The sequence below is a fragment of the Embleya sp. NPDC020886 genome (assembly GCF_044333915.1).
Taxonomy (GTDB): domain Bacteria; phylum Actinomycetota; class Actinomycetes; order Streptomycetales; family Streptomycetaceae; genus Embleya.
This window is the reverse complement of sequence record NZ_JBIRRX010000007.1, coordinates 376,617-399,558: the sequence shown is the minus strand read 5'-3', so window position 1 is coordinate 399,558 and position 22,942 is coordinate 376,617. Positions and strand designations below refer to the sequence as shown.

Here is a 22,942-nt window from a genome sequence, read left to right as displayed (position 1 = left end):
TGAAAGGCCGTCATGGCACTGCCGAAGATCGCTCCGTATCCGATGCCGGATGCGACCGAGCTGCCGACCAACCGGGTCGACTGGGTCGTCGACCCGGCGCGTGCCGTGCTGCTCGTGCACGACCTGCAGAACTACTTCCTGTCCGCGTTCACCCCGGACGCCTCGCCGGTCACCGAGTTGTTGACCAACGTCGCCCGACTCAAGGACGACTGCGGTCGGCTCGACGTGCCGGTGGTCTACTCCGCGCAGCCCGGCGGCCAGAGCGCCGAACAGCGCGGCCTGCAGCAGGACTTCTGGGGCCCCGGGCTCCCCGACGATCCGCACGCGGCGGCCATCGCCCCGGCCGTGACACCGGGCCCGGCCGACACCGTGCTGACCAAGTGGAAGTACAGCGCCTTCGTCCGCACCGAGCTGCGCGAGTGGATGCGCGAACTCGGCCGCGATCAACTGGTGATCGTCGGGGTATACGCGCACATCGGCGTGATGACCACGGCGTGCGACGCGTGGATGCAGGACATCCAGGCGTTCGTGGTGGCCGACGCGGTGGCCGACTTCACCTCGGACAACCACCGGATGGCACTGCAATGGGCCGCCGCGAACTGCGCGGTGGTCACCGATACCAAATCGCTGTTCGCGGGGAAGTAGACCGGACATGGCCCTGAACCTCGAACTGATTCGCACCGACGTCGCCGACATCCTCGGCGAGGATCCGGTGGACATCCCCGACGACGAGAACCTGGTCGACTACGGCCTCGACTCGGTGCGGGTGATGGCCCTGGTCGAACGCTGGACCCGGGAGCACGGCGTCGCGGTGGACTTCGCCGACCTCGCGGAACGGCCGACCCTGGAGGGGTGGGCCGAACTGCTCTCGCCCAAGCCGTAGTCGGCAGGGGGTCACGGTCGGGACGAGTCCGGCGCGCACAGGGCGTGGTCGATCAGCGTCCTGGTCGCCGCGTCCACTCGGGCGCCGCCCGCCTCGTCGTTCTCGTCGACGCCGTTCTTCACCACCAGGACGGCGCGCCGACCGTCGGCCGTGACGCCGTTCTCGCTGGAGAAGCCCAGAACGTCGCCGCCGTGCTGCCAATAGCGCCCGCCGCAGCTCAGCTCGGTGCTCTCCAGGCCCAGGCCGTAGCCGCGCCCGGGCTCGTCCGGAATCGGGTGTACGCGCTGCATCTCGGCGAGTTCGGCGGGGCCGAGCAGCCGACCGGAGAGCAGCGCGGTGAAGAAGCGGTCGATGTCGCTCGGCGTGCCGTACATCGCGCCCGCCGCGTCGGCCACCGTGTGGTTGAGCACGGTCGTGTCGGTGGGCCGGTCGTCGCCGGTGAAGGTGTGCTGGGCTTGTGCGTGCGGGCGGGGCAGGTAGGGGTCGTCGCCCGGGACCCGGGTGTCGTGCAGGCCGAGTGGGCGCAGGATCCGGTCGTGCACCTCGGTGCCCCACGATCGGCCCGTCGCACGCTCGATGATCATGCCGACGAGCAGGTAGTTGGTGTTGGAGTAGGCCCACGAGGTGCCGGGTTCGAAGCGGCTCGGCAACGTGAGTGCGGCGGCGACCAGTTCTTCGGGCCGGTAGTGCCGGAAGCGGTTCTCCCGGTAGCCGCGTGCGGAGTACAGCCCCGGGACGGCGGCCGGGAGGGCGGTGTAGTTCGGGATGCCGCTGGTGTGCTGGAGCAGTTGCCGCAGGGTGATGCGGCGGCCGTCGTTGCCGTTGCCGCGCACCAGCCCCGGCAGCCAGGGCTCGATCGGCTCGTCCAGGCGCAGCCGGCCCTCGGCCACCAGTTGCAGGGTGACGGTGGCCACGAAGGTCTTGGTGGTGCTGCCGATTCGGTAGTAGCCGTTGCGGGGCGGTGGTCGGCCGGTACCGAGTTCGGCTTCGCCGCTGCGGGCGGTGCGGATCGTGGCCGGCGCGGAGTAGTGCACGGTGACGCCGATGGCGCCGGCGGCGTGGATGGCGTCGGCGTCGCGTTGGAGGCGGGAAGGGGGCCGGTGGGAAGGGTCGTTCGGCGCTGCGGCGGCCGTTGTTGCTCCGACGAGAACGGCTGCGGCGGTCAGGAGGCATGCGGCACGGAGCCTCGAACGGGGTGGCCGGGTGGCTAAGTTCATCGTGGGTTCCTTTCCGGGTGGGCGGTGGCGGCGTGGGCCGGCGACGGTGGTGGTGTGGTCTCGGCAGCGAGGCCGAGGTGGTCGCCGGGCGCGTGCGGGCGGGCGATCACCTCGGGACACGTGCGCACGTGCTCAGGAGGCCCCGGGAGCGAGCAGCCGGTCGGTCAGTCGCTGCACGGACACCTCGGCGGGCAACTCGTGTTCGTCGTCCGCGTAGGTGCCGTTGACCACGATCACGGCGCTGCGCCGGCCGTCCTCGGTGACCCCCATCCGGATCTTGCTGCCCTCGATGTCGCCGCCGTGTCCCCAGCGGAATCCGCCGCCGGGCAGCGGTTGGCGCATCAGTCCGAGCCCGTAGCGCACTCCCGGCATGACCTGCTCGAAGTCGGCCGGCATCGGCACGGTGTCGCACATCAGGGCGAGTTGCGCGGGCGGCAACAACCGGCCCCGCAACAGCGCGGTGAAGAAGCGGTCCAGGTCGGCATGGGTACTGATCATCTCGCCGGCGGCATCGCCCCAGGTCATGTTGCGAATGGTCGTATCCACCCAGGCGTCCCGGTCCGCGAAGCGGTGATAGGAGTGCGTGTAGGGCGCGCGCAGCGTCGGATCGTCGCCGGGGGCGTAGGTGTCGACCAGACCGAGCGGGCGCACCACCCGGCGATGCACCTCCTCGGCCCAGGAACGCCCGGTGGCCTGCCGGACGATCATCCCGGCCAGGACGTAATTGGTGTTCGAGTACTCCCAGTTCGGCGCCGGGTCCGCCGGGTCGGCGGGTGGAAAGCTAGGCGCGAACCGCATCGCCCCGGCAACCAGCCCGGCCGGAGTACTGCTGCGCAGCCGGTCCCGCTCGAACCCCGCGGCGGTATCCGGCAGTTCATTCGAGTAGTTGTGCAGACCACTGGTGTGCTGAAGCAGATGCCGCACGGTCACCCGACGCCCGTCGTTGCCATTGCCTGCGACGACCCCCGGCAACCACCTGTCCACCGAGTCGGCGAGCGACAACCGTCCTTCGGCGACCAGTTGCAGCACGACGGTCGCCACGAACGTCTTGGTCGCGCTGCCGATCCGCAGTTGCGCAGCACGCGGTACGGGCCGCCCGGTGCGCAGATCGGCCGGCCCGGCATACCCCTCGGCACACTCGCGCCCATCGCGGGTCACGATCGCGGCGTTCACGTAGCCGCCCTCGCCCAGCAACCACTGCGCCTCGCGGCGCAATTGCTCGCGGCCGACCGGCCCGCGCTCCGCAGCGGCGGCCGGCATCGCCACCACCACCGCCGAGCCGGTCAGCGCGACGGCCAGCGCACAACACCGACGGCGGGTCAGGAGAAACGGGCTGCCAGGGACATGGACCACGGGTGGGGACACGACGACTCCTCGACGATTCGGCAACACCGCCTCACCGTCCCGCGCAGCCCCGTCGACCAACCACCGTGCGGACACCCGAACACCCGGTCGTGCAGCCCGGTGCAAACAGGTGGGGCCAACCACACCCACGCGGTGGTGGAGCGGCATTGACGACGTAGGCAAGAGCTGCGCTCGCGCTCCCGGCATCCGTGCGCCGAGGGGGTCGGCGGCCGTCGAGAGCGGGACAGGCCATCGACTCGATTGGCGAAGCCCTCAGCCGCGTCGGCGGACCCGAGGAACCGCCGCCCCCGTACCCACCCTCGTCCGCTGACGTTGCCGTCAAGCACTGCAGAAGCCGCACCGGAAACAATTTCAGTGGACGTGAGCCCTTGCTTCGGCAGTTCGTGGTGGCACTGCGCCGGGGGGAGCGGATCCGGCCCCGGCGCATGTGTCGGGTGGGAGGGGCGGGTTGGGCTAGCCGCGGGTGGTGCCCGTGCCGCCGCCCTGGCGGAGGAGGGCGTAGTCGGCGGCGGTCCAGGCCATGGCGGTGGCGGCGTCGAGGATGGCTTGGTCGGCGGCCGGGGAGATGGCGGCTTCGGCGAAGGCGGGTTCGTGGGGGCCGCAGGTGCCGCCGGTGATGTCGAGGACGGGGTGGATGCTGGGGATGGCGTGCGAGACGTTGCCCATGTCGGTACAGGCGAAGGGGGGTCGCTCGATCGGTTCCGGGCGGCCCAGTTCGCGTGCGTTGGCGCGCCACAGGGCGATCAGGGTGGGGTCGGTGCGGAAGTCGAGGTAGTCCGGCTCCGGGCGGCTCAGCCGGACCTCGCAGCCGATGGCCAGCGCGCCGGCGCGGAAGCAGGCCTCGACGCGGGTGCGCAGTTCGGCCAGGTGGGCCGCGTCGGTGGTGCGCAGTTCGTATTCGGCGGTGGCCCGTTCCGGTACCGCGTTGGGCGAGGTGCCGGCCGCCGTGGTGATGCCGTGTACGCGCCAGTCCACCGGCAACTGCCGTCCCAGTAGTCCCAGGGCGACCTGAGCCACCGTCAGCGCGTCGGCGGCGCTGCGGCCTTCGTGCGGGTTCAGGCTCGGGTGCGCGGCGGTGCCCAGGTATTCCACGGACAGCGTGCCGAGCGCGAAGGAGCGGAACTCGGCCACCTCGAACGGGCACGGATGCACCATCATCGCCGCGTCCACGCCGTCGAACGCGCCCGCGTCCAGGAGCAACGCCTTGCCCGCGCCGCGCTCCTCGGCCGGCGTGCCGACCACCCGCACGGTGAGTCCGAGCCGGTCCGCGACGGGCCCGAGCGCGAGTGCCGCGCCGACGCCGGCCGCCGCGATCAGGTTGTGTCCGCACGCGTGGCCCATCCCGGGCAGCGCGTCGTATTCGCAGGCGATCGCGACGGTGATCGGGCCCGAGCCGATGCTCGCGACGAAGGCGGTGTCCAGGCCGTACGCGGGCGCGGTGACCGCGTAGTCGTGGGCGCGCAACAGCTCGGTGCACCACGCCGCGGCCCGGTGTTCGGCGAACGCCGGCTCCGGGTGGGCGTGGATCCGCCTGCTGAGGGCGAGCAGTTCGTCCCGGTTCACCCGGACCCGGTCGCGGATCGCGGTCCGGTCGGCATCCGAGGCCGGTCGGTCCGCCACGTCGGCCACGCTCATGTTCCGCTCCGCTTCATCGAGATTTCTTCGTCCCGGGGGCACCCTGACGAACCCTCGGAAGATAGCTTAGGCTTACCTAACTTCACGTGCCGGGGGCCGGTACGTGCCGTCTGTCGTCGTCGCGCCCCGGGAGTCTCCACACCATGCGTCCCCACCAGGCCGAGACCACCGTTCCGGATCCCGCCGAGACCGAGGCGCCCGTGCCGGCCCGTACCGGTCACCCGCACCCGGGCGCCGGGACCGACACCGGCTCCGCCCGCCTGCCACTGCTCGCCGCCCAGGCCGGCATCGTCTACGCGCAGGCCCTGATGCCGGACGACCCCGGTTACAACACCGGCGACCGGGTCGAGATCCGCGGCCCGCTGGACGCCGAGCTGTTCGCCCGGGTGTTGCGCCGCGTCGGCGCCGAGGCCGAGACGTTGCGTCTGTTGGTGGTGGCCGGCACCGACGGCACCCCGACCCAACGCGTCACCGACCACGAACACCCGGTGCACCTGCTCGACCTGCGCACCGCGCAGGATCCGGCGGCCGAGGCCCGGGCGTGGCTGCACGACGACCTGGCCCGCGCCGTCGACCCGACCACCGGCCCGCTGGTCACCCACGCCGTGTTCCGGCTCGCCGACGAACTGCACTGGTGGTACCGGCGCGTGCATCACGTCGCGGTGGACGCCTACGCGCTCGCCCTGATCGACCGCCGCGTCGCCGAGTCGTACACCGCGCTCGCCCGCCAAGTTCGGCCCACCCCCAACCCGTTCGGCACCCTGCGCCAACTGGTCGCGGAGGAGGCCGACTACCGAGGGAGCGAAGCGTACGACACCGACCGGGTTTTCTGGCTCGATCGCCTCGCCGATCACCCCGAACCGGTCACCCTCACCCGGGAACCGGCAACTCCCCTGCCCACCGGCCCGATCCTGCGTCGCAGCGTCGAACTCACGCCGGCCCGCACCGCGCGCCTGACCGAGGCCGCCTCGATCGCCCGGGCCACCTGGGCCGAACTGCTCATCGCGGCCACCGCCGGCTATCTGCACCGCACCACCGGCGCCCGGGAGATCGTGCTCGGCCTCCCGCTGCTGAATCGACGCAGCCCCACCGCACTGCGCACCCCGGCGATGACGGTCAACATCCTGCCGTTGCGAGTGCGCGTACAACCCCGGGACACCGCGCCCGAGTTGCTGCGCCGAGTCGTGCTCGAACTGCGCGCCGTGCGCCGTCACCAGCGGTTCCGCCAGGAGGACCTGCTGCGCGAACTGGGCGCGTCGGGCCGGGCCCGCCCGCTGTACGGACCGATGGTCAACATCAAGGCGTTCGAAGGCGACCTGGCCCTGGGCGAAGCCGTGGGCCGGGTGCACAACCTGGCCGCCGGCCCGGTGGACGACCTGGCCGTCGGCGTGGTCCCGACCGCCGACGGCGGCCTGCGCATCGATCTGGACGCCCATCCCGCGCGCTACTCCCCCGACGACCTGGCCGGTCACGAACTCGGCGTGCTGCGCTACCTCGACGCACTCGTCGAGCTGCTGCACGAGGCACCCGAGCGGCCGATCGGCCGGATCGACCTGCTCACCCCCGCCGAGGTCGCCCGGGCCACCGCCGGCCGCGCCGAACCGCCCGCCGACCTCACCCTGCCCGAGGCGTACTCCCGCCAAGCCGCCCGCACCCCGGACGCCGTCGCGGTCCGCGCCGGGGCGGACACCCGCACGTTCGCCGAGATCGAGTCGGCCGCCAACCGCCTTGCCCACGAGCTGATCGCGATCGGGGTGACCGCCGAGATCCCGGTGGCCGTCGCACTGCGCCGGGGCGCGGACACCGTGGTCGCCCTCCTCGGCGTGCTCAAGGCCGGCGGCGTCTGCCAGTTCCTCGATCTCGGCCACCCGGCCCGGCGGATCCGCGACGTGCTCGCCGACACCACCCCGCGCTGCCTGATCGCCGCCGCCGACACGATCGCGGCGCTGCCCGAACACAGCATCCCCACCGTGCTGTTGGACGATCCGGCCACCCGTACCCGACTGGCCGCGCGCCCGGATCGGGCCCCGCAGCCGCCCCGCCCGGGGCAGAGCGCGTATGTGATCCACACCTCCGGCTCGACCGGCCGGCCCAAGGGTGTCGCGGTCACCCACGCCTCGCTCGCCAACCTCTACGAGAGCCACGCCACCGACCACATCGCGCCCGCCGTCGAGCGCACCGGCCGCGCCCGGCTGCGGATCGCGCACAGCGCGTCGTTCGCGTTCGACGCCTCGTGGGACCCGGTGTTGTGGATGGTGCACGGCCACGAGCTGCACCTGCTCGACGACGCCGGCTACCGCGATCCGCTCGCCCTGCTCGGCTACCTGCACGAACACCGGATCGACTACCTGGACGTGACGCCCACCTACGCCGAGGCACTGCTCGCCGAGGGCCTGGACGCACCCGACCGGCACCACCCGGCCGTGCTGGTGGTCGGCGGCGAGAGCGTCGCCGAGCCGCTGTGGCGACGGCTCGCCGCGATCCCGGGCAGCCGACCGATCAACCTGTACGGACCCACCGAAACCACCGTCGACGCCTACTTCTGGGGCCCGGACGGCACCGGCGGGCCGGTCCGGGCCTCGCGCGCCTACGTCCTGGACGCCTCGCTGCGCCCCACCCCCGTCGGCGTCACCGGGGAACTGCACATCGCCGGCGCCTGCCTGGCCCGCGGCTACCTGAACCGGCCCGACCTGACCGCCGAGCGGTTCGTCGCCGACCCGTTCGGCGCCACGCACGGCGATCCCGGCGCCCGGATGTACCGCACCGGCGACCTGGCCCGGCGCCGCGCGGACGGCACCCTCGAACTGCTGGGCCGGGCCGACGAACAGGTCAAGATCCGCGGCTTCCGGATCGAACCCGGCGAGATCCAGGCGGTGTTGGCCGCCCACCCGGACGTCGCGCAGGCCGCGGTGATCGCCCGGGACGCGGCGCACGGCAAGCGCCTGCTGGGCTACGTCGTCCCCGTCGCCGGGCGCGCCCCGGCGCCCGAGGCGCTCCGAGCCCACCTGGCCGCCCGGTTGCCCGAGCACATGGTGCCGGCGGCGGTGCTCGTGTTGTCCGCGCTGCCGCGCACCGCCAACGACAAGATCGACCAGCGCGCGCTGCCGGACCCGGCGTCGAGCGCGCCCGGTCTGCGGGAGGGACCTCGCGGACTGCACGAGGAGATCATCTGCGATCTGTTCGCGGCCGTCCTGGAATTGGCCGAACAACCGGCCCGAGACGCCGACTTCTTCGAGCTGGGCGGCCATTCGCTGCTCGCCGCGCGACTGGCCGCCCGGGCCCGGGAGAGTTTCGAGGCACCGATCGGTCTGGCCGACGTGTTCCGCCGGCCGACGCCGGCGGGCCTGGCCGAACTCGTCCGGTCCGGGAGCGCGCCGCAATCGCGCCCGGTGCTGGAGCCGGTGGCGCATCCCGCCGACCGGCTGCCGCTGTCCCCCGCGCAGCAGCGGTTGTGGTTCATGTACCGGCTCGAAGGCCCCAGTCCGACCTACAACATCCCACTCGTCCTGACCCTGACCGGCCCGCTGGACCACTCCGCGCTCGAACATGCGCTGGTCGACCTCGTGGCCCGGCACGAGACGCTGCGCACCGTCTACCCGATGGTCGGTGACGAGGAAACACCGAGCCAAGCGCCGAAACCGGCCGAGGCGGGCGCCGCAGGCACGCCGGGCGAGGCGGGCGCAGCAGGCACGCCGGGCGAGGCGGGCGCAGCAGACTCGTCGGGGGAGGTGTGCGAGACGGGCGAGCCCTACCAGCGCATCCTGACCGTGGACCAGGCCCGTCCCGAGCTGCATCTCGCCGCGCCGGGCGAATCGATCGCCGACGCCGTGCGCCACCGCTTCGACCTTGCGGTCGAACCTCCCCTGCGCGGAACCCTGTTCCGCACCGACGAGCACACCCACACGCTGGTCCTGGTGTTGCATCACATAGCCGGCGACGGCGCGTCCACCACACCGCTCGCGCGTGACCTGGCCACCGCCTACGCGGCCCGGGTCGCCGGTCGCGCACCGGAGTTCACGCCGCTGTTGGTGCGCTACCCGGACCATGTCGCGTGGCAGGCCCGCCTGCTCGGTGGTCCCGCCGCGCCCACTCCCCTGGCCGCCCGGCAACTCGACTTCTGGAAGCGCACCCTCGCCGGTCTGCCGGACGAACTCGACCTGCCCACCGACCGACCCCGCCCGCAGATTGCCTCGTACGCGGGCGACACCGTGCCGTTCCACCTCGATGCCACCGCGCACGCCGGGCTCGCCGAGTTGGCCCGGGAGAGCGGCACCAGCGTGTTCACGGCCGTCCAGGCCGCGTTGGCCGCGCTGCTCACCCGGCACGGCTGCGGCACCGACATCCCGCTGGGCATCCCGGTCGCGGGCCGCGACGACGACGCGACCGCCGACCTGGTCGGGTTCTTCGTCAACACCCTGGTCCTGCGCGCCGACACCTCCGGCGCGCCGAGCTTCCGCACCCTGCTGGACCGGGTGCGCACCGCGACCCTGGCGGGGTACGACCACGCCGACGTGCCGTTCGACCGGGTCGTGGACGAGCTCAATCCGCCGCGCTCGCTGGCCCGGCACCCGCTGTTCCAGGTGCTGATCGCGTGGCAGTCGTTGCCCGACACCGAGTTCGCGCTCGGCCCGCTGACCGCGCGGATGACCGCGGTGCCGTCCGGGACCGCCAAGTTCGACCTCACCTTGAACGTGGGCGAGCAACCCGGGCGCGGTGTGGGCGGGTTCTTGGAGTTCCGCACCGACCTGTTCGACCGGGCCACCGTGCTGGGCCTGTCCCGGCGACTCGCCGCGCTGCTCACCGCCGCCGTCGCCGACCCGGACGCGCCGATCGACGCGCTGCCGCTGCTGGACGAGGCCGAGCGGCACCGCGCCCTGGTCGAGTGGAACGCCGGCCCCACCGCGACGGCGACCGCGTCGGCCACCCTGGTCGCCCGCTACGAACAGGCCGCCCGGACGCATCCCGAGCGGATCGCGGTGAGTTGCGCGGGCCTGTCGCTGAGCCACGCCGAACTCTCCGCCCGGGCCAACCGCCTGGCCCGGCTGCTGGTCGCCCGGGACATCGGCCCCGGCGACATCGTCGCGCTCGCGCTGCCGCGTTCGCCCGAGTTGGTGGTGGCCCTGCTCGCGGTCGCCAAGGCGGGCGCCGCCTACCTGCCGCTCGACCCGGACTACCCGGCCGATCGGCTCGCCTACATGCTCGACGACGCCGAGCCCGTCGTCCTGCTCACCGACTCGGCGACCGCCCGCCGGTTGCCCGCGCACGAGCTGCCCCGGATCGCGGTGGACGGCAAGGACGCGGACGCCTACCCGAGTTCGGACCTGGGTCAGCACCAGCGCAAGCGCCCGCTGCGGGCGAGCGATCCGGTGTACGTGATCTACACCTCCGGATCCACCGGTCGACCCAAGGGGGTGCCCGTCACCCATCACAACGTGGCCCGACTGTTCACCGCCACCGACCACTGGTTCGGCTTCGGTCCGGACGACGTCTGGACCCTGTTCCACTCCTACGCGTTCGACTTCTCGGTCTGGGAACTGTGGGGCGCGCTGCTGTTCGGTGGCCGGCTGGTCGTGGTGCCGCACCTGATCAGCCGCGATCCGGCCGAGTTCCTCGACCTGCTCGCCCGGGAGCGGGTCACCGTGCTCAACCAGACACCGTCCGCGTTCCACCAACTCGTGGCCGCCGACCGAGAGCGCCCCGGGCGCGAACTGGCGCTGCGCTACGTGGTCTTCGGTGGCGAGGCGCTGGAACCGGCCCGGCTCGCCGACTGGTACGAGCGGCACGCCGACGACGCGCCGCGGTTGGTGAACATGTACGGCATCACCGAGACCACGGTGCACGTGTCCTACCACCCGTTGGACCGCGCGTCGGCCGCTGCCGGCACGGCGAGCACGATCGGGGTGAACATCCCGGATCTGCGGGTGTATGTGCTCGACCATCGGCTCCAGCCGGTCCCGCCCGGGGTGACCGGGGAGATGTACGTGGCCGGCGAGGGCCTCGCGCGCGGCTATCTGGGTCGGCACGCGCTCACCGCGGGCCGCTTCGTGGCGGATCCGCACGCGGCCCGGTTCGGCGAGCGCGGGGCCCGGATGTATCGCTCCGGCGACCTGGCCCGGCGCCGCGCGGACGGCACCCTGGACTACCTCGGCCGGGCCGACCAGCAGGTCAAGATTCGCGGCTTCCGGGTCGAACTCGGCGAGATCGAGGCGGTGTTGGCGGCCCATCCGGAAGTCTTCGACGGGGCCGTGGTGTTGCGCGAGGACACTCCCGGCGACAAACGACTCGTGGGCTACGTGGTCGCCGGGCCGTCCCTGGACGGGCCCGCCCTGCGCGAGTACGCCGCCGCGACCCTGCCCACGCACATGGTGCCGTCGGCCGTGGTCGTGCTCGACCGACTGCCGCTGACCGCGAACGGCAAGCTGGACCGCAAGGCGCTGCCACGCCCGGAACACACCGCCGCGAGCACCGCCGGTCGGGCCCCGCGCGGACCGCGCGAGGAACGCTTGTGCGCGTTGATCGCCGATGTGCTCGGGGTGCCCTCGGTCGGTGTGCACGACAACTTCTTCGACCTGGGCGGGCATTCGCTGCTCGCGGTGCGACTGGCCGGGCGGATCAGGTCGGCCCTGGGCGCGGACGTGGGCATCGGCACGATCTTCCAGGCGCCCACTGCCGCCGGCCTGGACGCCGCGTTGGAGGCGACGGAACGCGCCGACGCGCTGGACGTGCTGCTGGCGCTGCGCCCCGCCGGGTCGGCGGCGGCGGACCGGGAGCGGGCGCCGCTGTTCTGCGTGCATCCGGCCGGCGGTCTGTCCTGGTGCTATGCGGGCCTGATCCGCAACCTGCCGGCGGAAATGCCGCTGTACGGCCTCCAGGCCCAGGGCGTGGGCCCGGCGACCGCCGGCGAGCCGCTGCCCGAGACACTGGAGGAATTGGCCGCGCACTACGTCGACCGGCTGCGCGAGGTGCACGGGGACGGCCCGTACCGGCTGCTCGGCTGGTCGACCGGCGGAATCATCGCGCACGCGATGGCCACCCGGCTCCAGGAGTTGGGCCACGAGGTGGAGTTGCTCGCGATCCTGGACGCGTATCCGGCCGAGGGTTTTCGCGAGTTGCCCGTGCCCGATCTGGCGGAGGCGCTGGAGGCACTGCTCACCATGGGCGGCTACGGACCGGAGATCCTGGCCGGGGCGCCCCTCGAACTCGCCGAGGTAATCGCGGTGTTGCGCCGCGAGGGCAGCCCGCTGGCCGGGCTGGACGAGGCCACGATCGAGGCGCTCAACGACATCTACCTCAACACCAATCACCTGGTCCGCGGCTTCGACCACCGGGTGTTCCGCGGCGACGTGCTGTTCTTCCGGGCCACCGTGGACACCATCGACGAGACCCTCACCCCCGACACCTGGGCCCCGTACGTGAGCGGTCGGATCGACAACACGAACGTGGCCTGTTCACACAAGGACATGACCCTGCCCGGCCCGATCGCGCAGATCGCGCGTGTGGTCCGGGACCGCCTCACCGAGTTGGAGAGCCACTCCCATGACCCCTCGTGACCACGACACCCCGCCGAACCCGTTCGACGACGACACGGGCGACTTCCTGGTGCTGGTGAACGACCTCGGGCAACACTCGTTGTGGCCCGACTTCGCCGCCGTGCCGGAGGGCTGGACCGGCGTGCACGGGCCGTGTGCGCGCTCGGCGGCGCTGGACTGGGTCACCGGGCACTGGACCGACCTCGGCCCGGCCGCGCGGTGACCGCGCACCACCCCGAACCGGCCGCACCCACGACACCGGCGGCACCGGCGGCACCGGCGACCGCCAAGCGTGCCGCCGGGTGGGTCGTGATCGTCGTCTACACCGCGGCGATGTGCATGAACGGCCTGGATTCGACGATCGTCAATCCGGCGCTGCTGACCATCGCGGAGGACTTCGACCGGCCCGCGGTGGCCGCGAACACGGTGGAAATCGCGTTCCTGGTCGCCCTGGTGGTCGCGCTGCCGGTCGCCGGGCGGTTGAGCGATCGTTTCGGTACCAAGCGGGTCTTCCTCGGCTCGCTCGCCGTGTTCACCGCCGCGTCGGCCGCCTGCGGGTTGTCCCGGGACCTGGTCCCCCTGGTGCTGGCCCGCGTCGTACAGGGCCTGGCGGGCGGGCTGTTGACGCCGGTCGGGATGACCATCCTGTTCACCGCGTTCGCGCCGCACGAGCGGATGAAGCTGGCCAAGTGGTTGATCGTGCCGACCGCGCTGATGCCGGCGCTGGGTCCGCCGCTGGGCGGGTTCCTGACCGAACACCTGTCCTGGCACTGGCTGTTCCTGGTCAACGTGCCGATCGGCACGGCCGCCGTGTTGCTCGGCCTGTTCGGGCTGCGCGAGCATCGGGAGGGAGTGCGCGGGCCGTTCGACCGGATCGGGTTCTGGCTCACCACGCCGACGCTCGGGCTGCTCACCTACGCGCTCGGCTTCGGGCCGTCGCAGGGCTGGAGTTCGCCGGCCATCGCGGTCTCGGGAGTCCTCGGCCTGGTCCTGCTGGTGGTCGCCGTCGCCCACCAACTTCGCTCCGCCGAACCGCTGTTGCGACTTCGACTGCTGAGTGATCGGGCGTTCGGCGCGGCCGGCGCGCTGGCCCTGCTCACCTCGGCCGGGCTGATGGGCGTGTTGTTCGTCTTCCCGCTGCTGTACCAGGCGGCGCTCGGCGCCTCCGCGCTGGACGCGGGCCTGGGGGTCTTCCCCGAGGCGGTCGGGCTGATGTTCGCGTCCCAGGTGGTCGACCGGTTGCTGCCCCGGCTGGGCCCTCGGCGGCTGGCCACGCCCGCGTTGTTGTCGGCCGCGCTGGTGTTCGGCGCGCTCGCGCTGCCCGGGGTCGCCGACAACACCTGGGCGGTACGGGTGTTGATGTTCGCCGTCGGGCTGGTGCTGGGCACCGCCGTGCTGACCGTGCAGATCGCCGGGTTCGGCGAGATCGAGCCGCCGGACATGGGCCACGCGATGGCCCTGTTCACCATCGTGCGCACGCTCGGCGGTTCGCTCGGGATCGCGGTCGGCGCCGCGGTGATCGAGGCGGGCGGCGGGTCGGGGCACGACGCGAGTTCGCCCGGGCCGTACCGCGCGGCGATCTGGGTCACCGCCGTACTGGTCGCGATCGGTGCCGTGTTCGCGCTGCGGTTGCCCCGCGAGGCGCCGGCTCCACCGCCGTTCGGGGACGACGACGCGGAACCGACCGCCGGCCCCGACCCGGAGCCGAACCGCGCGGAAGCGGCCACCGACCCCGGCCCGGAGCCGAACCGTCCGGGGCGGGCCACCGACCCGGACCCCGAGGCGGCCGGTGCCTCAGCCTCCGGCCGAGGCTGACAGCAGTCCGACGAGTCCGACGGCGAGCCCGCCGCGCCAGCAGGCGTAGTCGTGGCCGCCGTCGAACTCGGTGTAGGTGAGTGGGTAGCCGCGTTCGAGCAGGACATCCCGCAGGCGTCGGTTCTCGGCGACCAGCATCCACTCCAGCAACCCCACCTCGACGTGGAACCGGATCGGCAGCCGTTCGGTCGTCGCGAACCGCCGGGTCAACCACTCGGGGCCGTCGTTGCCCTCGTCCGGGTCGGGCCACCAGAACGACCCGGACTGGGAGAGCACGTTGCCGAACCGGTCCGGCCGGTGCAGGGCCGCGAAGGCGGCGGTCAGGCCGCCCGCGCTCTGCCCGACGACCACGGTGTGCGCGGGATCGGGGTCGAACCCGTAGTGCCGACCGGCCCACGGCAACAACACGTCCGCCAACCAATCCACGAACGCCTCGCTACAGGTCAGGTCGGCGATCCGCCGATCCCGACCCATGGTGTCCACGAGCAGCGCGAGGGTCGGCGGAATCCGGCCCTCGGCATGCAGGTTGTCCAGCGTGTCGCCGATGTCGAGCACCGAGCCCCAGACCTCGCCGTCAAGGAATACGGCGACCCGGAAGGGCTCCGGCCGGACGCCGGCGGGCACGAGCACGCTCACCCGGCGTCCGGCCACCGTGGTGTCCAGACGCGAGCCGCGCGGCACGCCCGGCCGGCGGCGCACCCACGGCTGCGCGGGCGCGTCCGGCAGCGCCAGCACCGAGGACGGATTGCGGCCGTCCCGCGCGGCCAGCGTGGGCGCGTGGTTGTACGGGTCGGGCACCGCGCCGTCCAACACGCCCAGCCAGGCGGCCCGATCGGTGCGCAGCAGTTGCGCGCGAGCCCCGGTGCCGACGAAGAACTGGTACGACGCGCGCAGGTCGGCGGGCAGCCGATGGGTGAGCGCCCACACGTCGGTGCCGGGCAGTCGGCGCATCAGATGCGGCGTCAGATCACCCGCGTGCCGGTCCCGGTCGGTGAACGTGTGCAGCAGCGCGAGCACGTCCCGGGCGGGCGCCGTCGGGTCGTCCCGCCACACGAAGGTGACCAGGCGCTGCCCGGGGTCGGCCGGATCCGGCTCGACCAGCGGGGCGCCGACCGCCTCGACCCTGGCCCAGAACTCGGCGCCGGCGTCGGCTCGTCCGGCGGCGACCGCCTCGGTCAGCGCGTGCAGGATCGGGGTGTCCATGATGGTCGGCTTTCTGCACGAGGACGAACGGGGCGGTCGGACGGACGCGGGCCCGCAACGGCGGCGGCCCCGGGGCGCGTTGCGCGTCCCGGGGCCGGTCGCGGCCGATGCCGGCGGGCCGGACGGTGGCGGATCAGGAGGTGGCGGACAGCGCCTTCGCGATGTCGCCGAGCACCACGTCGGCGGCCAGCGGACCACCTCGGGTGGACCACACCGAACCGTCCACGGTGACCACGTGGTTCTTCTTGACCACGTTCAACTCCTTGTACGCCGGCTTCTCCTGGACCTCCTTGAGCGCGCTCGCGCCGTCCGCGGTGAGCGTGCCCAGGAACAGCCAGTCACCGTCGATCTCGGCGATCTTCTCCAGGCTCAACGCGGGAGTGTGCGCGTTGCCGTCCTTGTCCTGCGCCTTGGGCCGGGTCAGCCCCATGTCGAGCGCGACGCCACTGGCGAACTGGCGCTTCTCCATCCAGCTCGGGCCGTTCGGGTTCCAGCGCACGATGCTCACCGCGGCGCCCTTGTTCGCGGTCAGGTCCTCGCCGGTCTTCTTCGCCTTGGCCTCGTAGTCGGTGATCACCTTGTTCGCCTGGTCCAGCTTGTTGACCGCGTTGCCGATGCCGCGGAAGGACAACTTCCAGTCGTCGGTGGGGGCCATGGTGACCAGCGTCGCCGGGGTGATCCTGCGGAGTTGCTTGAGCACCTGCTCGTCCTGCATGTCGCCGGCCAGGATCAGGTCCGGCTTGGCCGCGATCACCTTGTCCATCACCGGCTGGAGCAGGTTCCCGACCACCTCGATGCCCTTGACCTTGTCGGTCAGGTAGGCGGGTGGCTTGTCCAGGCCCTGGCCGTTGGTGATGCCGACCGGCTTGACGCCGAGCGCGAGCACCGCGTCCAGGTCCTCCTGGGTGAGCACCACGACGCGCTTGGGGCTCGCCGGCACCTGGACCGCGGTGCCGGTCGCGTCCTTGACGGTGCGGGTGCCGCCGGCCGAGTCGCCGGCGGCCGGCGCGGCGCCGCTCTGGTTCGCGGCGGGCTTGGTGTCCGACTTGGAGTCCGAGTCGGAACCGCACCCGGTGAGCAGCAATCCGGCCGCCCCCGCCACGGCGAGCAGCCGAACCACGCGCCGCCGGGCGGTCGCGAGCGAGCGATGAGATGAGGGCATGTGGGGCTCCGGGCACGAGTAAGGACGGGGGTCGGGCTCGGCACGACCCCCGGGGTCGTGCTTAGGTTAGCCTTACCTTCCATGAGTTGCGCAAGACGGTACGGATCGCCATCCGCCCGGGTGGCGCACGTCACGCCCGGCCGCGAAGGCGCGGTGCTCGTGCGGGGATCGCATCCTCCGTTCGGGTGACGCCGGCGCGGTAGGCCGCCCTCCGCCGCGCGTCGGTCCGTACGGTGTCCGGCATGAAGCGGACCACCGTGACGCGTTCGATGTTGTCGATGGCCGCAGCGGCCGCGCTCGTGCTGAGCACCCAGGCCGGACCGGCGGCGGCCGACCCGCCCGCCGCCGGTTGCCTCGTCGACCGACTGGAGCAACTGCGCGCGCTCCAGCACCGGTTGGACGGCCTCGCGCTGGACGGCCTGGCCGGCGCCGGCCAGTACTGGTACGTCGATCACCAGCGCTGCGCACTCACCATCGGCATGCTGCGCGGCGCCGCCGACCCGGCCACCTCGAACTTCCTCGCCACCGCCCGACTGACGCCCGCGCCGGTCGACATCGTCCACCTCGGCGCGGCAATCCGCCCCCGGCTGGCCCGGGGCCCGGCCGCCGACCCGAACTCCCGCCCCCCGAACGGGTTCCACGGCGGCAGCACGATCTACAGCGGGCTCACCGGCACGGTCTTCATCTGCACCGCCGGCTTCAACGGCTACCGCCCGAACACGGCCGCCACGGCGGGCCATTGCGCCCGGGACGCGTCCACCTGGTACGACGGCACCGGCACCCTGATCGGCACCGTCGGCCAGTACCGCTTTCCCGACGCCGACTGGGCGGTGATCCCTGCGGCCGAGGGCCTGCCGCTGGCCGGCGACATCGTCGACGGCAACTCCACCACCAGGATCACCGGCTTCGCCAAACCCCGACTGCACGACCGGATCTGCGCCACCGGCGCCTCCAGCGGCACCCGGTGCGGCACCGTCGACGCCGTCGACGTCACCGTCAACTACCCCGAGGGCGCCGTCACCGGCCTGGTCCGCAGCACCCAGTCCGGCGCCGCCGGCGACTCCGGCGGCCCGGTCCACATCGGCTCCACCGGCGTCGGCCTGATCAGCGGCGGTCCCTCGGAGGGCGCCCCCACGTTCATCCAACCCCTGAACTTCTGAACACCCGGCATCCGGATGTCGTCGCTCAGCCGCGCAGGAGTTTCAGTTGGGCGGTCAGGGTGTCCATGCCTCGGTAGGTGAGGCCGACCAGGGCGACGTGTTTCCAACGGAGGATGCCCTGGGCGTCGATGATGAAGACGGCTCGGCGGAGGGCGTTACTGCCCAGGCCGATGCCGTAGGAGTCGATCGCCCTGTGGTCGGTGTCGGCGAGCAGGGGCATCCGCAGGTTGTGCTTGCGGGCGAATTTCTCGTGGCTGTCCAGGTCCTGTGGGCTGATGCCCCAGACGGTGGCATCCAGGTCGACGAACTGTTCGAAGCCGGAGGAGTACGAGCACAGTTGCCTGGTGCAGACCGCCGTGTCGTCGCCGGGGTAGAAGGCCAGCACCAGGGGACGGCCGAGTTGGCCGGACAGGGTCAGCGGTTCGCGGCGGGCCTCGCCGTCGGTCAGGTGAACCGCGTCGAGGGTGAAGTCCGGTGCCGGGGCGCCGATCTCGGGGGTCTTGGACACGTCGTGGTCTCCTCGGGCGAGGCGGGGGCGGAGTGCGGTCGCGGTGCGAGGCCGGCCGCGCCTCGCACCGTGACGTTACCCGGGTCGCTCAGGGCCCGACGAGCGCCGTACGTCGTACCAGCACGGTGATCGCGGGAAGTGGGAACAGCAGCAGGAACAGGTTCGGCGCCCACCATTCGAGGGCGAAGTCGCCGCGCAGCGCCCAGAACGCGACGGCCTGGAGGCCTGCGGTGCTCGTCAGGACGAGCGAGATCAGCATCAGCGGATGGGCGTTGCCGGTCGCGGTGCGACGGCCCAGGCGCAGCGCGGCCAGCCCGGTCACCCCTGCGGCGAGGTCGAGCAACACGAACGAGTAGTTCCAGTCGCTGATCACCGGATCGGCGTAGTCCTTGTACGCGTACTCGGCCGGGATCAGCGCGAACAGGGTGACCGTCCAGTAGAGCAGGAAGCCCACGTCCGCGATGGTCATCGAGACCCGGGTGAAGCACATCAGGTCGGCGCCGGGCCGGCGCTCGGACGTGCTACCCACGGCTCGTTCCGCCACTCGGGTGGGGCACCGCGACACCGTCGACCGGCAGGCCCGCGATCACGGTGCGCCGCCGTTGCTGCGGATCAACTCGACCAACCGGGCCCGCAGATCGTTGTGCGCTTCGTCGTGCGGGACTCCCAGATCGAGCAACCGGGCCATCCACCAGCCGTCCACGGCCATCCGAACCAGGTCGGCGACGGCCGGTTCCAGGCCGTCCCGAGCGAGGCGGCGCTGCCAGTGCGCGTATCGCTCGCGCAGGCACCCGAGCACCTCGGGGCCGCCGGCCGCGGCGACCAGCGCGAGCGGTACGCGGTCGATGCCGCTGCGGTCCCCGGTCGGGGATTGCCCGGGAATGCTCGCGTCCAGCCAGGCCAGCGTGAACGCACCCGGTGGGCAACCCGGTTCGGGCAGCACCTCGTCGAACCGGTCGGCGAGCCGCTCGACCACGCCGCGTACCAGTTCCTGTTTGCTCGGGAAGTGATGCAGCAGGCCGCCCTTGCTGACGCCGGCCTCGCGGGCCACCGCGTCCAGGCGGACCGCCTCCACACCGTCCCGGACCAGTATTCGCTCCACCGCGTCCAGTAGTCGATCGCGCACCGGCGCGCCCCCGTTCCCGCTCCCGAATCGCCCGGACCGTCCGGACGGTCGGGAGTCACCGTAGCAGCAGAAGGGCCCGACGCGGGCGTCGGGATTTCGGGTGCGGTCGGGTTATCTCCCGTACGCGACAAGGGAGTTGGTGGGCACGGCCCGAGCGGACCGGTCGGTTGCTCGGCGGGCTCGGCCGGTCCGCTCGTGCCCACCGAAGCCGGCTCCGGCGCGGCCGGCCGGGCCGGGCGGCGCGCCGGGCAGTGGAGTCACGGCCGACGCGCCCGGGACCGACGGCGGCGACGCGGGCCCGGTCGGCGCCGGCGGTTCGACGGAGGCGGGCTCCTCGGCCGTCGATTCGACACCCGCCGATCGCGCGATGGGGGCGGCCGGGCGTCGGGCGATGTCGCGTGCGCCGCTGTCCGGCACGTTCGCCGCGGGCAGTTCCCGGAGCCGGTCCGCGTCCGGGCGCCGGGCCGGGTCCTTGGCCGACAGACCCGGAATCGGTTCGGCCGGGCCACCCGCATGGCCCAGGCCACCCACTGCTCGCGTTCCGCCTCCGGCAAGCGGCGGCCGATGCTCACCTGCTTGATCGCGACCCCGGCGTGCAGCAGCTCGTCGGTCGCCCGCCACACCACCCCCATGCCCCGGCGCCGAGCTGTTCGTGCAGCCGATACCGGGCGGCGACCCGGCGATCCGAACCCCGCGTGCCCATGGCAGGCCACCCCCGATCGACGCCGTGGGCCGGATTCGGTCACGGCGCCGGCAAACGGACATCTCGGGTTCCGCCGAATCGAGGCCGTCGACCCCGGAATTCGATCCCGACTCGTTGTATGGACCCGCACGCGAGTCTCTGCCGTACCGACCCCGGATCCGGCACCATGACGGAATGAGCCGTGTGGAGAAACGCACGTCGGCCGAACCGCTGCTCCCCGCACCGGTACCGCCCGCCCTGCCGCCGCTCGCGAAGCGACCGATCGTGCTGATCATGATCGCGGTCTTCGCGGTGCAGGTGGCACTGTCCGGGCGCTACGGCTTCCATCGCGACGAGCTGTACTTCGTGGTGGCCGGCCGACATCTCGCGTGGGGCTACGTCGACCAACCCCCGCTCACGCCGCTGCTCGCCCGCGCGTCCGGCGAGTTGTTCGGGGACCAGCCGCAGGATCTGCGGATATTCGCCGCGCTCGCGTGCGCGGCGACCGTCCTGGTCGTCGCGCTGATGGCACGCGAGTTCGGAAGCGGCCGGGCCGGCCAGTTGCTCGCCGCGGCCTGCGCCGCCACCTCCGGGATCGTGCTGGGCGTCGGCCACCTGTGGTCCACCGCGACGCTGGACATCCTCGCCTGGCTCCTGGTGGCGTGGTTCCTGCTGCGGCTGCTGCGCACCGGCGACGGGCGCTGGTGGCTCGCGGTGGGAGCGGCCGTCGGCGGCGCGATGCTGAACAAGTACCTGGTCGGCTATCTCGTGGTGGCCCTGCTCGTCGGGCTGCTCGCGGTCGGCCCGCGCGAGGTGCTGCGCAGCCGCCTGCTCGGGGCCGGCGTCGCGGTCGCGGTCCTGCTCAGCGCCCCCGGCCTGATCTGGCAGGCCGGCCACGACTGGCCGCAGTTCACCGTCGCCGGCGGGATCAGCACGGACGACGGCGTGGAGAACCGGATCTTGTTCGTCCCGCTGCAAATCGCCTACCTGTCACCGCTGTTCGTGCCGATCTGGGTGGCCGGCGGGGTGCGGTTGTGGCGTTCGGCGGAGCTTCGCTGGGCTCGCTCGATACTGCCCGGATACCTGGTCCTGTGCGTCCTGGTGATCGGCTCCGGCGGCAAGTCGTACTACGCGTTGCCGCTGCTCCTGGTGCTGGTCGCGGCCGGCTGCGAGCCGACCGTGCAATGGACCGCGTCCCGACCGGGTCGGCGGCTGCCGGTCGGCTCGATGCTCGTGGTCGCCACCGTCACCAGCGCGGTGATCTCGCTGCCGTTGCTGCCGGTCGGCCGGGTGAACGCGGTGATCGGGATCAACCCGGAACAGGGCGAGCAGATCGGTTGGCCCGAACTGGCCGACGCGGCAGCGGTGGCCTGGGTGCAGATCCCGGCCGAACAACGCGACCGGGCGGTGCTGTTCGCGGGCAACTACGGCGAGGCGGGCGCACTCGACCGGTACGGTCCCGCCCGAGGGCTGCCGAAGCCGTATTCGGGCCACATGTCGTTCGCCGACTGGGGCCCGCCGCCGGACCGCGCCGACGGCCCGGTCGTGGTCGTGCGCGAGGGCGAAGTCACCAGAAGATACCGGGACTTCGTCGGCTGCAGGCTGGTCACTCGGGTGGACAACGGCATGGGCGTCGACAACGAGGAACAACACGCGGTGGTCGAACTGTGCGCGGGCACGGCGAAACCCTGGTCGCGCCTGTGGCCGGAGCTGCGGCACTTCTACTGACCGACGGGTCGACCTTCGGCATGCCCCGAGTCGACCGATGCACCCGACCCCGAATCGACGCCCGTCGCGCCCCCCGGGACGCGGCCGGGCAGTGAGGAGCGTCATGGCGAATGCGAGTCCGCCCGGCTACCGCACCGGCGGCGAGGGCCGGCCCGGGTCGATGACCGGCTCGGCGTACCGGGAGGTCCGGCGTCGGGTGTTGCACCTGGAACTCGCGCCCGGCGCACGATTCACCGAGAAGGCGGTGGCCGGCGAACTGGGCATGAGCAAGACGCCCGTGCACGAGGCGCTCGCCCTGCTCGCCGAGGACGGTTTCGTGGAGGTGCTTCCGCGCAGCGGCTACCGGGTCTCCCGGGTCACCCTGCGCTCCGCGCGCGAATTGTTCGACCTGCATCGGGTGCTGGAGCAGGAGGCGGCGGGGGCGGTGGCCCGGCGGCCGGCCGAGGTGACCGCGCCGATGGCCCGCGAGAGCGCGTGGGTACGGAGCGCGGGGCCGGTCGAGGGCACGGACGCGTGGCTGGACCGATACACCCGGCTGCACCTGCTGCTCGGCGAGCTGGCGGGCAATCGACACCTGCGCCGCGTGTTGGGCGGGACCCTGCACGCCCACCATCGGCTGCTCCGCCTGTGCGTGGCCGCCGACGGGCCGCATCCGCGCTCGATCGCCGGCGACGACGCGCCGCTGCTGGACGCGCTCGCGGCGGGCGACCCGGACGCGGCCCGGCACGCGGTGCACACCCGGCTGAACGGATGCCGCGAGCGGGTGCTGGACACGTTGCTCTCCAGTGACGCGCTCCTGGACGTGAACATCGCCGGCTCCGCGTCGGGACCGTGACCGGACCCGATCGCCGCACCGACGCGCGGCGGCGCCCGTACCCGACCCGGCCCCGGCCGGCGGCTCGGCGGGCGGGCACTCGACGGGCGGCGGC

The 22,942-nt window shown here is 72.6% G+C and carries 16 protein-coding genes; 8 read left to right on the top strand and 8 right to left on the bottom strand.

From position 1 onward, the window contains the following. Positions 1 to 12 precede the first annotated feature (12 nt). Both ACH4U8_RS25800 and ACH4U8_RS25795 read left to right on the top strand, forming a co-directional pair. Positions 13 to 645 (top strand): isochorismatase family protein, encoded by a 633-nt coding sequence (locus ACH4U8_RS25800; protein WP_395780463.1) that lies wholly within the window; start codon positions 13 to 15, stop codon positions 643 to 645. Between the two features lie 7 nt (positions 646 to 652). Beyond that, positions 653 to 883, top strand: a complete 231-nt coding sequence (locus tag ACH4U8_RS25795) for a phosphopantetheine-binding protein (protein ID WP_360320660.1) — start codon at positions 653 to 655, stop codon at positions 881 to 883. 11 nt (positions 884 to 894) lie between these two features. Here ACH4U8_RS25795 and ACH4U8_RS25790 read toward each other — a convergent pair whose 3' ends face one another. From ACH4U8_RS25790 to ACH4U8_RS25780, 3 genes are all read right to left on the bottom strand, one after another. Beyond that, entirely contained in the window at positions 895 to 2,100 is a 1,206-nt protein-coding gene (locus tag ACH4U8_RS25790) for a serine hydrolase domain-containing protein (protein ID WP_395780461.1), read from the bottom strand. A 132-nt stretch (positions 2,101 to 2,232) separates the two neighbouring features. Beyond that, a complete protein-coding gene (locus ACH4U8_RS25785) occupies positions 2,233 to 3,360 on the bottom strand; it encodes a serine hydrolase domain-containing protein (RefSeq protein ID WP_395780563.1) in 1,128 nt (375 codons plus the stop codon). A gap of 558 nt (positions 3,361 to 3,918) precedes the next feature. Continuing rightward, positions 3,919 to 5,100 (bottom strand): amidohydrolase, encoded by a 1,182-nt coding sequence (locus ACH4U8_RS25780; protein ID WP_395780459.1) that lies wholly within the window; start codon positions 5,098 to 5,100, stop codon positions 3,919 to 3,921. Positions 5,101 to 5,243: 143 nt separating this feature from the next. On the opposite strand from ACH4U8_RS25780, the gene ACH4U8_RS25775 reads away from it, so the two are divergent. From ACH4U8_RS25775 to ACH4U8_RS25765, 3 genes are all read left to right on the top strand, one after another. Then, positions 5,244 to 12,650 carry an amino acid adenylation domain-containing protein gene (locus ACH4U8_RS25775; RefSeq protein WP_395780457.1) on the top strand — a complete coding sequence of 2,469 codons (7,407 nt, stop codon included), beginning with the start codon at positions 5,244 to 5,246 and terminating at the stop codon, positions 12,648 to 12,650. After that, the gene (locus ACH4U8_RS25770) at positions 12,637 to 12,852 is read left to right on the top strand and encodes an MbtH family protein (RefSeq protein ID WP_360320693.1); all 216 of its coding nucleotides are present in this window, start codon (positions 12,637 to 12,639) and stop codon (positions 12,850 to 12,852) included. The genes ACH4U8_RS25775 and ACH4U8_RS25770 overlap by 14 nt, the downstream gene beginning before the upstream one ends. An 86-nt stretch (positions 12,853 to 12,938) precedes the next feature. Continuing rightward, positions 12,939 to 14,444, top strand: coding sequence for a DHA2 family efflux MFS transporter permease subunit (locus ACH4U8_RS25765; protein WP_395780561.1), 1,506 nt, complete (start codon positions 12,939 to 12,941; stop codon positions 14,442 to 14,444). Here ACH4U8_RS25765 and fes read toward each other — a convergent pair. Together fes and ACH4U8_RS25755 are read right to left on the bottom strand one after the other, a co-directional pair. Beyond that, on the bottom strand, positions 14,424 to 15,647 hold the full coding sequence (gene fes / locus ACH4U8_RS25760; protein ID WP_379988641.1) for an enterochelin esterase: 1,224 nt from the start codon (positions 15,645 to 15,647) through the stop codon (positions 14,424 to 14,426). The two genes, ACH4U8_RS25765 and fes, sit on opposite strands and share 21 nt — an antisense overlap. Before the next feature lie 133 nt (positions 15,648 to 15,780). Next, on the bottom strand, positions 15,781 to 16,809 hold the full coding sequence (locus tag ACH4U8_RS25755; protein ID WP_360320702.1) for an ABC transporter substrate-binding protein: 1,029 nt from the start codon (positions 16,807 to 16,809) through the stop codon (positions 15,781 to 15,783). Positions 16,810 to 17,051: 242 nt separating this feature from the next. Between ACH4U8_RS25755 and ACH4U8_RS25750 the strand changes: the two genes are divergently transcribed. Beyond that, positions 17,052 to 17,969: a S1 family peptidase gene (locus ACH4U8_RS25750; RefSeq protein ID WP_395780455.1), complete on the top strand. Its 918-nt coding sequence runs from the start codon at positions 17,052 to 17,054 to the stop codon at positions 17,967 to 17,969. A 25-nt stretch (positions 17,970 to 17,994) separates the two neighbouring features. On the opposite strand, the gene ACH4U8_RS25745 is transcribed toward ACH4U8_RS25750, so the two are convergent. The 3 genes from ACH4U8_RS25745 to ACH4U8_RS25735 form a co-directional block, all read right to left on the bottom strand. After that, positions 17,995 to 18,477: a peroxiredoxin gene (locus tag ACH4U8_RS25745; protein ID WP_380017991.1), complete on the bottom strand. Its 483-nt coding sequence runs from the start codon at positions 18,475 to 18,477 to the stop codon at positions 17,995 to 17,997. Between the two features lie 88 nt (positions 18,478 to 18,565). Beyond that, positions 18,566 to 19,006 carry a DUF5360 family protein gene (locus ACH4U8_RS25740; protein ID WP_395780453.1) on the bottom strand — a complete coding sequence of 147 codons (441 nt, stop codon included), beginning with the start codon at positions 19,004 to 19,006 and terminating at the stop codon, positions 18,566 to 18,568. 57 nt (positions 19,007 to 19,063) lie between these two features. Beyond that, complete coding sequence (locus tag ACH4U8_RS25735) at positions 19,064 to 19,603, bottom strand: TetR/AcrR family transcriptional regulator (RefSeq protein WP_360320714.1); 540 nt, start codon at positions 19,601 to 19,603, stop codon at positions 19,064 to 19,066. An 877-nt stretch (positions 19,604 to 20,480) separates the two neighbouring features. Here ACH4U8_RS25735 and ACH4U8_RS25730 point away from each other — a divergent pair. Continuing rightward, positions 20,481 to 22,013 (top strand): ArnT family glycosyltransferase, encoded by a 1,533-nt coding sequence (locus tag ACH4U8_RS25730; protein ID WP_395780451.1) that lies wholly within the window; start codon positions 20,481 to 20,483, stop codon positions 22,011 to 22,013. Positions 22,014 to 22,116: 103 nt separating this feature from the next. After that, the gene (locus ACH4U8_RS25725; RefSeq protein ID WP_395780449.1) at positions 22,117 to 22,848 is read left to right on the top strand and encodes a GntR family transcriptional regulator; all 732 of its coding nucleotides are present in this window, start codon (positions 22,117 to 22,119) and stop codon (positions 22,846 to 22,848) included. Positions 22,849 to 22,942: the final 94 nt, after the last annotated feature.

Coding starts and splice junctions, on each gene's coding strand:
- ACH4U8_RS25800 (WP_395780463.1), top strand. CDS start 13: ATGGCACTGCCGAAGATCGCTCCGTATCCGATGCCGGATGCGACCGAG.
- ACH4U8_RS25795 (WP_360320660.1), top strand. CDS start 653: ATGGCCCTGAACCTCGAACTGATTCGCACCGACGTCGCCGACATCCTC.
- ACH4U8_RS25790 (WP_395780461.1), bottom strand. CDS start 2,100: ATGAACTTAGCCACCCGGCCACCCCGTTCGAGGCTCCGTGCCGCATGC.
- ACH4U8_RS25785 (WP_395780563.1), bottom strand. CDS start 3,360: ATGCCGGCCGCCGCTGCGGAGCGCGGGCCGGTCGGCCGCGAGCAATTG.
- ACH4U8_RS25780 (WP_395780459.1), bottom strand. CDS start 5,100: ATGAGCGTGGCCGACGTGGCGGACCGACCGGCCTCGGATGCCGACCGG.
- ACH4U8_RS25775 (WP_395780457.1), top strand. CDS start 5,244: ATGCGTCCCCACCAGGCCGAGACCACCGTTCCGGATCCCGCCGAGACC.
- ACH4U8_RS25770 (WP_360320693.1), top strand. CDS start 12,637: ATGACCCCTCGTGACCACGACACCCCGCCGAACCCGTTCGACGACGAC.
- fes (WP_379988641.1), bottom strand. CDS start 15,647: ATGGACACCCCGATCCTGCACGCGCTGACCGAGGCGGTCGCCGCCGGA.
- ACH4U8_RS25755 (WP_360320702.1), bottom strand. CDS start 16,809: ATGCCCTCATCTCATCGCTCGCTCGCGACCGCCCGGCGGCGCGTGGTT.
- ACH4U8_RS25750 (WP_395780455.1), top strand. CDS start 17,052: ATGAAGCGGACCACCGTGACGCGTTCGATGTTGTCGATGGCCGCAGCG.
- ACH4U8_RS25730 (WP_395780451.1), top strand. CDS start 20,481: ATGAGCCGTGTGGAGAAACGCACGTCGGCCGAACCGCTGCTCCCCGCA.
- ACH4U8_RS25725 (WP_395780449.1), top strand. CDS start 22,117: ATGGCGAATGCGAGTCCGCCCGGCTACCGCACCGGCGGCGAGGGCCGG.